9 protein-coding genes are annotated in these 10,042 nt (G+C 65.2%); 5 read left to right on the top strand and 4 right to left on the bottom strand.

Features of this window, described 5'->3' with window-relative positions; genetic code table 11:
• The first annotated feature begins 120 nt into the window (after positions 1–120).
• Complete coding sequence (locus Q0R16_RS07645; protein WP_295634475.1) at positions 121–393, top strand: hypothetical protein; 273 nt, start codon at positions 121–123, stop codon at positions 391–393.
• Positions 381–932 (top strand): pseudouridine synthase, encoded by a 552-nt coding sequence (locus Q0R16_RS07640; protein ID WP_295634472.1) that lies wholly within the window; start codon positions 381–383, stop codon positions 930–932. Before Q0R16_RS07645 ends, Q0R16_RS07640 begins: the two co-directional genes overlap by 13 nt.
• A gap of 4 nt (positions 933–936) precedes the next feature.
• Here the strand turns inward: Q0R16_RS07640 and Q0R16_RS07635 are convergent, their stop codons facing one another.
• Together Q0R16_RS07635 and Q0R16_RS07630 are read right to left on the bottom strand one after the other, a co-directional pair.
• Positions 937–2,085: a cupin domain-containing protein gene (locus Q0R16_RS07635; protein ID WP_295634468.1), complete on the bottom strand. Its 1,149-nt coding sequence runs from the start codon at positions 2,083–2,085 to the stop codon at positions 937–939.
• A gap of 27 nt (positions 2,086–2,112) precedes the next feature.
• On the bottom strand, positions 2,113–3,222 hold the full coding sequence (locus Q0R16_RS07630) for a putative sulfate exporter family transporter (protein WP_295634465.1): 1,110 nt from the start codon (positions 3,220–3,222) through the stop codon (positions 2,113–2,115).
• 135 nt (positions 3,223–3,357) lie between these two features.
• On the opposite strand from Q0R16_RS07630, the gene Q0R16_RS07625 reads away from it, so the two are divergent.
• Positions 3,358–4,584, top strand: a complete 1,227-nt coding sequence (locus Q0R16_RS07625; RefSeq protein WP_295634480.1) for an MFS transporter — start codon at positions 3,358–3,360, stop codon at positions 4,582–4,584.
• Between the two features lie 66 nt (positions 4,585–4,650).
• Here the strand turns inward: Q0R16_RS07625 and Q0R16_RS07620 are convergent, their stop codons facing one another.
• Entirely contained in the window at positions 4,651–7,056 is a 2,406-nt protein-coding gene (locus Q0R16_RS07620; RefSeq protein ID WP_295634462.1) for a TonB-dependent receptor, read from the bottom strand.
• 168 nt (positions 7,057–7,224) lie between these two features.
• Positions 7,225–7,386 carry a hypothetical protein gene (locus Q0R16_RS07615; RefSeq protein WP_295634483.1) on the bottom strand — a complete coding sequence of 54 codons (162 nt, stop codon included), beginning with the start codon at positions 7,384–7,386 and terminating at the stop codon, positions 7,225–7,227.
• Between Q0R16_RS07615 and Q0R16_RS07610 the strand changes: the two genes are divergently transcribed.
• Both Q0R16_RS07610 and Q0R16_RS07605 read left to right on the top strand, forming a co-directional pair.
• Entirely contained in the window at positions 7,318–9,258 is a 1,941-nt protein-coding gene (locus Q0R16_RS07610) for an alpha-glucosidase (protein WP_295634478.1), read from the top strand. The two genes, Q0R16_RS07615 and Q0R16_RS07610, sit on opposite strands and share 69 nt — an antisense overlap.
• Positions 9,255–10,042 (top strand): LacI family DNA-binding transcriptional regulator (locus tag Q0R16_RS07605; protein ID WP_295634459.1); only part of this gene is annotated, 788 nt, incomplete at its 3' end. The genes Q0R16_RS07610 and Q0R16_RS07605, both read left to right, overlap by 4 nt.

The raw sequence follows: 10,042 nt of genomic DNA, 5'->3' as shown, positions 1-10,042 counted from the left end.
ACAGATGCGCCTCGACGTAGGCGAACGCGCCTTCCTCGGTCTTAAACTGGGGGGCATCGAAAACGGACTTGGCCACGGGGACTTCTCCTATGACCAAAACACTACATCCGGGGGTTTGGTATGTCAAGTGTAACGTTCCCGATCAAGTCCGGGGTGACGAAGGTGGTGGTGCCGGGTTCGCGCCGCATCCTCGCCCGCAGCCCCGTCCGCACGGCCACCAAAAACTTTCCTACACGCCCGAATCCTGCCACACCGCGCCCGCCTTGGCGCAGTGCCGGCAAGATCATGAATTCACGATACAATCGCAACAAGCCGGAACTTTTGCTGCGTTTTTCACCATACGCGATGTGTGTGAAGTTAGAGAAGATGGAGAACCTGGCTTGGCGCGTCTGATCCTGTTCAACAAGCCGTTCGGGGTGTTGTCGCAGTTCACCGATCGCGGCACCGAGACGGCGCGGGAAACCTTGTCGCAGTTCATCGCGGTGCCGGGGGTCTATCCGGCGGGCAGGCTCGATCGGGACAGCGAGGGGCTGCTGTTGCTGACCGACGATGGCGCGTTGCAAGCAAGGATCGCCGATCCGAAGTACAAGGCGCCCAAGACGTACCTGGTGCAGGTGGAGGGCGTGGTCGATGACGCCGCCCTCGCGCAATTGCGGCAAGGGGTGCGGCTGAACGACGGAATGACGCGGCCGGCCGAGGCGGTGGCGATCGAGGCGCCCGAACTGTGGCCGCGCGATCCGCCTGTGCGGTTCCGCAAGTCGGTGCCCGATGGCTGGCTGCGGCTGACGATCCGCGAAGGGCGCAATCGCCAGGTGCGGCGGATGACCGCGGCGGTAGGGCTGCCCACGCTGCGGCTGGTGCGCTGGCAAGTGGGCGAATGGACGCTCGACGGCATCGCGCCGGGGGAATGGTGCGAGACGGCGTTGGGCTGAACGGTCAGTCCTCGGACTCGAAGCCCACGCTGCCCATGTCATAGAGCGCGGCGATCAGCGCGATGGTGGCGGCGTTCACCGGTTCGGCGGGATTGAAGGTGACTTGGTCATTGCCGCAAAGGGTTTCGGCGAATGGTGTGGTGTCGGGGGTGCAGTCGAGGTTTTCGCCATCGACGAACAGCGTCAGGCTGGCGGCGTTGCGGATGAAGGCGAAGCGGCTGGCGGGATTGCGGTGGAGCGGTTCGCCGGCGGCGAGACGGGTGCGAAACTGGTCGGCGGTCAGCGGCTCGTCGGGCTCGCCGATCGCGTCGGGGTACTTTGGCGTGCTGGTATATTGCCCGAACCAGCGCGCAAAGCCGGCGCGGTCGAGCAGCGCTTCGCTGACCATCGCGTGGAGCTGGTCGAGCGCGGCGGGCGCGATTTCGCCGGGGTTGGCCTGGCGGGCCAGGTCGGGGTCGGCGTAGCGATCGTCGTCGTCCAGTTCCGCCAGCACGTGGTCACACCAATTCGACACCAGTTCGCTGCGCGAGGGGGCGCGGAAGCCGATCGAATAAGTCATGCAATCGTCGCCGAGAGCCACGCCATCGTGCGCAAAGCGAGGGGGCACGTAGAGAATGTCGCCGGGTTCGAGCACCCATTCGGCGGTGGGCTGAAAGTTTGCGAGCAGGCGCAAATCGTCGTGCGGCAGCAGTTCGGTCTGGGCGTCGCAAAGCGGCCCCACTTGCCAGCGCCGGCGGCCGAGGCCTTGCACCAGGAACACGTCGTACTGGTCGAAATGCGGGCCGACCCCACCACCATCGGTGGCATAGCTGACCATCACGTCGTCGATCCGCCAGTTGGGCACGAAGCGGAACGGTTCGATCAGCGCGGCGACCTGGGGCACGAGTTGGTCGACCGCCTGCACCAGCAAGGTCCAGCGCTTGGCGCCGAGCTTGGCGAACTTCTCCTCGGGGAACGGCCCGTCCTCGAGCTTCCAGCGCGCGCGATCGAGCTTGACCATGCGCGCCTCGACCCCGTCTTCGCAGGCCAGGCCGGCCAGTTCGTCGGGTTCGAGCGGGTTGGTCCATTCCACCCACGGGTTGCGGATGAGCAACGGCTGCTTCTGCCAATGCTCACGCAGGAAATGGTCGACATCGAAGTTCTTGAATTGCATGAGGCGGCTCTAGGCCAGCAGCGTCGGTCAGGCTAGTAAGGTCAGCGCCACCAGCAGCGATGCCATGAAGCTGACTACTGTTGCGGTCATCACCGGAATCGTCGCGCGCCAGCCCATTTCGAGCAGCAGGTCCATGCGCGATCGCATCGCGGTGGCGGTGACGGCCAGCAGCAGCAGCGCCTTCGACCCGGTCAGCGCGAAGCCCGCGATCGGCGCAGGCACAGTGATCGCGCTGTTGAGCAGCACCGTCACCAGGAATGCCACGATGAACCACGGCAGCGCCAGCCGGCGCCACACCGATTGGCCCGCAGCCTCAGCGGACGGTCCGATCATCAGGCTGACGATTGCCACCGTCGGCGCCAGCAGAGCAACCCGCGAGAGCTTGACGATCGTGGCATAGCTGCCCGCGTGGTCGGAAAAAGCGTATCCGCCGCCGATCGCCTGCGCGACATCGTGGATCGATGCGCCGATCAGGAAGCCGGCCTGCTGGTCACGTAGCCCCAGTTCGCTCGCCAGCGCGGGATAGACCGACATCGCCAGCGCGCTCGCCAGCGACACGCCCACCAGCGTCAGCGCGAATTGCGCCTGGCTCAGCCGGTCCTTGCCGATCACGCCATAAAGCGCGAGCGCCGCACTGGCGCCGCAGATCGCCGTAGCCCCGCCCGCGAGCAGCCCGGCATAGCGCGACTGGCCGGCAATCTTCGCGCCCGCCAGCCCGGCCAGGAACGTCAGCGTCATTACCCCTACAAGCGCCGCGAACGGCGCAGGGCCGAGCTTGCCGATCTGCGCCACCGTCACTTGCAGGCCCAGCAGCACGATCCCGAACCGCAGGCAGGTGCGCGAAGCCAGATCGAGCCCCTTGTGCGTGCGCGGATCGCGACCCACGAAATTGAGCGACAGCCCGACCAGCAACCCCAGCAGGATGATCGGAAAGCCGTAATGCTCGGACAGCCACGCCGCCGCCGCCGACGCCACGGCGCACATCGCGAAGCCCGGAGCGAGGCTGGGCAGGAGCAACGGGCGCCTCTCCCCGTCGCCGGCGCTGGCCTGCACCGCGTCGGCATAGTGCATCTCGCCGAACAGATCACCGCCTTGCGGAAGCGCATCCCAATCGATTCCCTGCATCGGCGGTTTCATCGCACGTCCTCCAGCCGATTTCTGTCTCTCGGTGTCATAGTGCTTTTCTTATCGCGCCGAACGGGTAACTTGCAAGGAACGAGCGCAGCCAAGCGCAACGAAATTCGGGAGAGCCTGGTGGAAGCTGGATCAGAAATGGCGGGCGCAAAGCCGCGCAACACCGCGCTCATGCTGCTGGTGGGGCTGCTGTTCGTCGGCAACGCGCTCAATTATGTCGACCGGCAGGTGCTGGCGCTGCTCAAGCCGACGCTGGAGGCCGAATTCCACTGGAGCGACGCGCAATACGCGCACCTCGGCTCGTCATTCCAGATCGCGGCGGCGGCGGCGCTGTTGTTCGTCGGCTGGTTCGTCGATCGGCTGGGGGTGCGCGTGGCCTACGCCATCGCGGTCACGGTGTGGAGCGCGGCGGGCATGGCGCACGCGCTGGCGCAAACCGTGCAGCAATTCGTGATCGCGCGGATCGTTCTGGCCGCGGGCGAATCGGTCAGCACGCCGGCCGGGCTCAAGGCCGCGGCGGTGTTCATGCCGCCCAAAGAACGCAACATCGCGATCGGGCTGGTCAACGCCGCGCCCAACATCGGCGCGATCATCACCCCCCTGCTGATCCCGCCGTTTGCATTGGCATTCGGCTGGAAAGCGGCCTTTTTCGTAACCGGATCGCTCGGCTTCCTGTGGTTGGTCGCCTGGATCGCCGGTACGCGCAAGCTGCGACCCGTCGGCAACGTGCCCGAACGCACCCGCGTCAACTGGGGCGTGCTGCTGGGCGACCGGCGGACCTGGGCAGTCATCGGCGTCAAGGCGCTGACCGATTGCGTGTGGTGGTTCGTGCTGTTCTGGATGCCCGATTACTTCAACCGCGCCTTCGGCCTGGGCCAGGGACGCCTGGGGTGGCCGATCGCGATCATCTTCACGCTGGCAGCACTCGGTGCAGTGACATCTGGCGCGCTGTTCCCGATTCTGCGATCACGCGGGTTCAGCGTCAACACGGCGCGCAAATCGTCGATGCTGTTCTATGCACTGGTGGTGCTCGCCATGCCGCTGGCGTTGCTGACTCACAACCCGTGGATCGCCGCCATGCTGATCGGGCTGGGCCTGTTCGCGCACCAGGGCTTCTCGACCAACATCTTCGCCATGACCACCGACATCGTCCCCGCCATCCGCGTGGCCAGCGTGATCGCGTTCGGCGCCGTCGCCGGCAACCTCTCGGGCACCGCGATCATCGAATTCGCCGGCTGGTCGCTCGATCACGGCCACGGCTATGCGCCGATGTTCCTGATTTGCGGGGGAGCGTATCTGGCGGCTTTGGCGTTTCTGCAGGTGATGCTGCCGAAGCTGGAAATGGCTGATCCCGAGCCGAACTGAGCCGCAAAGAAAAAGGCCCCCGCCTCGCGGCGGGGGCCTTTTTCTTTGCGACCCTTTGGGCAGGGATCAGAAGTTTACGCGTCCGGTCACGCCGAAGTAACGGTCCGCATCGCGCGGGATCTGGTAGCGGTAGCTGCCGCCGGGTCCGCCGTTGGTGATCGCGGCGGCGTAGGATTTGTCGAACACGTTGCGCACCTGGAATGTCACGCGGACCTTGTCTTCGCTGTCACCCACGCCGAGCGACAGGTTGACGAGGCCGTAAGCCGGGATCGTACCGAGTGCGCGCTGCACAGGGTCGGCGGCAAACAGCGAGAGCTGGCTCGACTGGAAGTTGCCCTGCGCGCCCATGAACACGTCGACCACGCTGCCCGTGCGCCAGCGATAATCGGCCGAGACCGAGCCCTTCCACTTGGGCGCAAAACCGAGCTGCGTGCCGTTGGGAACGGGCACAGAACCGGCCGGTGCCAGGAACTGGTCGACGTGCGCGTTGGTGTAAGCCACGCCGCCGGTGATCGAGAAATCGCGCATCGGGCGGATGTTGAAGTCGGCTTCGACGCCGCGCGTGGACACGTTGCCGGCGTTGGTGAAGCGCGTGACCACCACACCCGCGACCAGATCGGGGTTGTTGGCCTGGAAGTTGTAGTACTTGGCGTAGAAGGCCGCGAGGTTGAGCGTCATCTTGCCGTCAAACAGCGTGTTCTTGAGCCCGATTTCGTAAGCGTTCGAGGTTTCGGGCGCGATCACGTTGGTGCCGGTCGCGGTCAGGTTGTAGAACACATTGAACGCGGGGCCCTTATAGCCGCGCGTATAGCTTGCGTAAGCCATCACATCGCGGCTGAAATCGTACTGCAGCGCGGCCTTGCCCGACAGGTTGTCGCTCTTGGTGCCGGTGCGGAACGGCACGCCGTTGGATGAGGCGACCGCTGCGGTGGCGGCGGCGGTCGGCACGGCGCCACCCGCGACCAGCGCATTATAGGCGTTGAACACACCCTGGTCGAAGTTGGGCTGGATGCCCGGGCCGGTCAGCGGGCTGACACGGCTGTGGAACACATCGAGCTCGTCATGGCTGTAGCGCAAGCCGCCGATCAGCCGGAACGCGTTGGAGACATGAGCAACGGCCTGCCCGAACACCGCGACGTTGCGGAAGCGCGAACCAAAATCGGCGGTGCCGTTGGGGAAGGTCGCGGCATTGGCGCCCGGTCCGCCGCAAGGGATCAACACGCCGCTGGGCGCGCCGGCGGCTGCGGTGCAGACGATGTCCTGGCGGGTGAACACGCGCTCGGAGAAGGCGTTCGAGTAGAATGCGCCCAGCACATAGGACAGGAACTGGTTGGCGGGCGACGTCAGCCGCACTTCCTGCGTGAACGTGTGGGTCTTTTGCGGGCCGGTGTCGTGAAGCTGTTGGAAGCCGACGAAGGCTTGCGGCAGCCAGTCACCATCGCGGATTTCGGTGTTGTTCCAGTTGCGGTACGACGTGATGCTGGTCAGCGTGTGCGAACCCACGCCCACATCGGCCTGGAACGAGAAGCCGTAGCCGCGTTCCTTGGTGGCGGTGACGAGGTTCTGGTTGATCGTGCGCGTATCGGCGCCGAGCGGGGTCGGCAGCGCGTTGAAGGCCACGTTGGTGGTGGGCACGCCCGCGGCGGTCAGCGGGCCGGTGGCGATCACTTCGGCGCAGCAGTTGTCGGTGTTCTTGTGGTAATCGGCGGTGAAGTACAGCTTCAGGTCGGGCGATGGATCGTACAGCACCTGCACGCGGCCGCCGAAGTGCTTGTAGCCGTTGACGTACTTGCCCACTGCCTTGTTGAAGATGTTGCCATCATACTGCCCGGCAAAACCCGAAACGCGCGCGGCCAGATCGGGCGCGAGCGGCAGGTTGATCGAGCCTTTCGTGCGGAATTCGTTCTTGCCGAAATAGCTGGTTTCGACGGTGCCCGAAAGCTCGTGCTTGGGCTGCTGCGTGGTGATGTTGATCACGCCCGCGCTGGCGTTCTTGCCGAACAGCGTGCCCTGCGGACCGCGCAGCACTTCGAGCTGGGCAATGTCGATCAGGTCGCTGAACGCTTCGCCCGATCGCGCATAGACCACGCCGTCGACCACGGTGGACACCGACGGTTCGCCCGCAATCGAGAAGCTGGCGGTGCCGACGCCGCGCAGGAAGATCGTCTGGTTGAGCGTGGTGCCCGACTTGAGGAAGTTAAGCGACGGCACCAGTTGCGCCGCGCTTTCGATGCTGGGCCGGGCGGCGGCGGCAAGCGCGGCGCCGCTGATCACCGACACCGCGACGGGCACCGCCTGGACGTTTTCCGACCGCTTCTGCGCGGTGACGACGATCGCCGCCGGTTCTTCGTTGGCCGGATCAGCGACAGCGTCGGGCGCGGCCTGCGCGGTGGCCTGGGCAAACGCCGGGGTAACGCTGCCAAAAGCGATGATCGCGGCAAGCGCGGCGGACGTATGGAACTGCAATTTCATGGATCGATCCTCCCTCTGGCTCAATGCATCGATAAACGATGCTTCGAGCCCCTGCGCCGACCTCGTTCGCACGCGCGGTCCTGGGTCGGCTATCGCGCTTGAATTGCTTTGCATGGGCCGATATGTCAAGCGGTGTCATATGGAATGCATCGGTGTGTGGCAAAATTGTCAACCGCGCGGGATGGGAGAAACGAGATCAACCTGAATGCGTCCATACAGCCGGTCGACGCCGGTTTCGATCTGCATCTTGCGGGCCGAATCGTGCTGCGGCAGCGGCCATCCTGTCCGGCGGTAGTCATTGCCAAGGGCAATCCCGAAATCGCCATGCATCACGGCAACTTCCGCATCGACGATGCCCCGTTCGATACGATCGCGCTGAATGAGGCGACCGTGCAGGATGGCGGGTATCTGCTCGGCAGCGGCGGTGTGCCGCGCGCAAGACTGACGATTGCGGGCAATGCGTTCGAAATAGCCCCGCTCGATCCGTCCTTTGATCGCATTACCGTAAGGTTCCACGCCGAACCCGATGAAACCGTTTGGGGCGGCGGCGAACAGATGAGCTATTTCGCGCTCAATGGCCGACGCTTCCCGATGTGGACGAGCGAGCCAGGCGTGGGCCGCGACAAGACCACCGCATTGACGCAAACGATGGACGCGGCCGGTATGGCTGGCGGCGACTACTGGACCACCAACTACCCGCAGCCAACCTTCCTGACCTCGCGCTGGCTGGCTGTCCACCTCGATGCCGCGTGCTACAGCGTGCTCGATTTCACCGGTCCGGCCAGCCACACGATCGACGTGTGGAGCAACACGGCCCGGTTCGAACTCTACGCTGCCGACGGCCCGCTGGCGTTGGTTTCCGCTCTGTCAAACCGCTTCGGACGCCAGCCGGCCCTGCCCGATTGGGCGATCGGCGGCGCGATCGTCGGGCTCAAGCAGGGCCTCGCCAGCTTCGATCGGCTCGAAAAGTTCATCGCGGCCGGCACCGCAGTCAGCGGCTTGTGGTGCGAGGATTGGGCCGGCATCCGCGAAACCAGCTTCGGGCGCCGGCTGTTCTGGGACTGGAAACGCAGCGACACGCGCTATCCCGAACTGGTAGCACGCATCGCTACCTTGCGCGCACGCGGCATCCACTTCCTCGCTTACGCCAACCCTTATCTCGCGGTCGATGGTGCGCTGTTCATCGAGGCGCGCGACGTCGGATACCTCGCCCTCACCCTGAACGGAAGCGAACCTTACGCGGTCGATTTCGGCGAATTCGACGCGGGCGTGGTCGATTACACCAACCCCGCCGCCGCCGATTGGTTTGCCGACCGCATCCTGGGACGCGAGATGCTCGACATCGGCATCGATGGCTGGATGGCCGATTTCGGCGAATACTTGCCGACCGATCTCAAGCTGTTCGACGGTTCGGACCCGATGGAGGCACACAACCGCTGGCCGGTGCTGTGGGCAGAAGTCAACGCCAAGGCGCTGGCCTCGCGCGGCAAGACTGGCGATGCCGTGTTCTTCATGCGCGCCGGGTTCTCGGGTGTTCAGGCGCATTGTCCATTGCTGTGGGCGGGCGATCAGTCGGTCGATTTCACCCGGCACGACGGGATCGGCACGGTGGTGACGGCCGCGCTGTCGTCGGGCCTGGTCGGCAACGCCTACAGCCATTCGGATTGCGGCGGTTATACTTCGCTCCACGGCAACGTGCGGACGGTCGAACTGATGCAACGCTGGTGCGAGTTGTCTGCCTTCTCGCCGATGTTCCGCAGTCACGAGGGCAATCGGCCCGACGACAACCTGCAATATGATTCAACCCCCGAACTGCTCGCCTGCTTTGCGCGGTGGAGCCGGGTCCATGCCACGCTGGCGCCTTATGTGCGGCACTTGTGCGATGAAGCGGTGGCGCAAGGCTGGCCGGCGCAGCGCCCGCTGTTCCTGCATTACCCCGAAGACCCAGCCCTCCACGCGGTGCAGGACCAGTACCTCTATGGCGCCGACTTGCTGGTCGCTCCGGTGATCGAGCAAGGCGCGACCGCGCGCGACGTGGTCCTGCCGGGCGGATCGCCGTGGCGTTCGGTCTGGTCCGGCGAATATCTGGCTGCGGGAATGCATAGCGTCGACGCCCCGATCGGGCGGCCGCCAGTGTTCTATCGCCCCGAAAGCCGCTTCGCCGAACTGTTCGCCTCGCTTGCCGGCGTGCTGGCCGCATGAGCGTGCGCTCGAACATCCGCGACGTGGCCGCGCGCGCCGGCGTGGCGGTCAAGACGGTCAGCCGCGTGCTCAACGGCCACCCTTACGTGCGCACCGAAACGCGCGAACGGGTCGAAGCCGCAATGCAGGCGCTCGATTTCAAGCCGAGCACCGCCGCGCGCATCCTGTCGGGCGCAAAATCGAACCAGATCGCGCTGATCTACGACAACCACAGCCCCTATTACATGCACCAGATCCAGACCGGATGCTGGGCGCGCTGCCAGGAGGAAGGCATCCGCCTGCTCGCACAGCCGGTCGACGTTGCGGACCCGCTGGTGGGCGAGCAAATCCGCGAGCTGGTGTCCGAAACGCATGTCGACGGGATCATCCTGTCCTCGCCTGTCACCGATTGCGATCCGGTGCTGCGTGCGCTGGAAGCGATGGACGTGCCGTTCGTGCGCATATCGCCCGGCACCAACCACGCGCTGACCAGTTCGGTGTTCATGGACGATTGCCAGGCGGCCGACGACATGACCACGTACCTCATCAACATGGGCCATCGCCGCATCGGCTTCATCCGGGGCCACCCAAACCACATGGCTTCGGACGACCGGCTGTTCGGCTATCGCCGCGCGCTCGATCGCGCGGGGATTTCGTACGAGCCGCAACTGGTGGCCGAGGGCACGTTCGATTTCGATAGCGGGGTGCGCGCTGCGTGCCATTTCTTCGACTTGCCCGATCCGCCCAGCGCGATCTTCGCCGCCAACGACGATATGGCCGCGGGCGTGCTGGCATCGGCGCACGA

Source organism: Novosphingobium sp. (assembly GCF_025351285.1).
Lineage (GTDB): Bacteria > Pseudomonadota > Alphaproteobacteria > Sphingomonadales > Sphingomonadaceae > Novosphingobium.
This window is presented reverse-complemented; position numbering and strand designations above follow the sequence as displayed.

Coding starts and splice junctions, on each gene's coding strand:
- Q0R16_RS07645 (WP_295634475.1), top strand. CDS start 121: ATGTCAAGTGTAACGTTCCCGATCAAGTCCGGGGTGACGAAGGTGGTG.
- Q0R16_RS07635 (WP_295634468.1), bottom strand. CDS start 2,085: ATGCAATTCAAGAACTTCGATGTCGACCATTTCCTGCGTGAGCATTGG.
- Q0R16_RS07630 (WP_295634465.1), bottom strand. CDS start 3,222: ATGAAACCGCCGATGCAGGGAATCGATTGGGATGCGCTTCCGCAAGGC.
- Q0R16_RS07625 (WP_295634480.1), top strand. CDS start 3,358: ATGGCGGGCGCAAAGCCGCGCAACACCGCGCTCATGCTGCTGGTGGGG.
- Q0R16_RS07620 (WP_295634462.1), bottom strand. CDS start 7,056: ATGAAATTGCAGTTCCATACGTCCGCCGCGCTTGCCGCGATCATCGCT.
- Q0R16_RS07615 (WP_295634483.1), bottom strand. CDS start 7,386: ATGCATGGCGATTTCGGGATTGCCCTTGGCAATGACTACCGCCGGACA.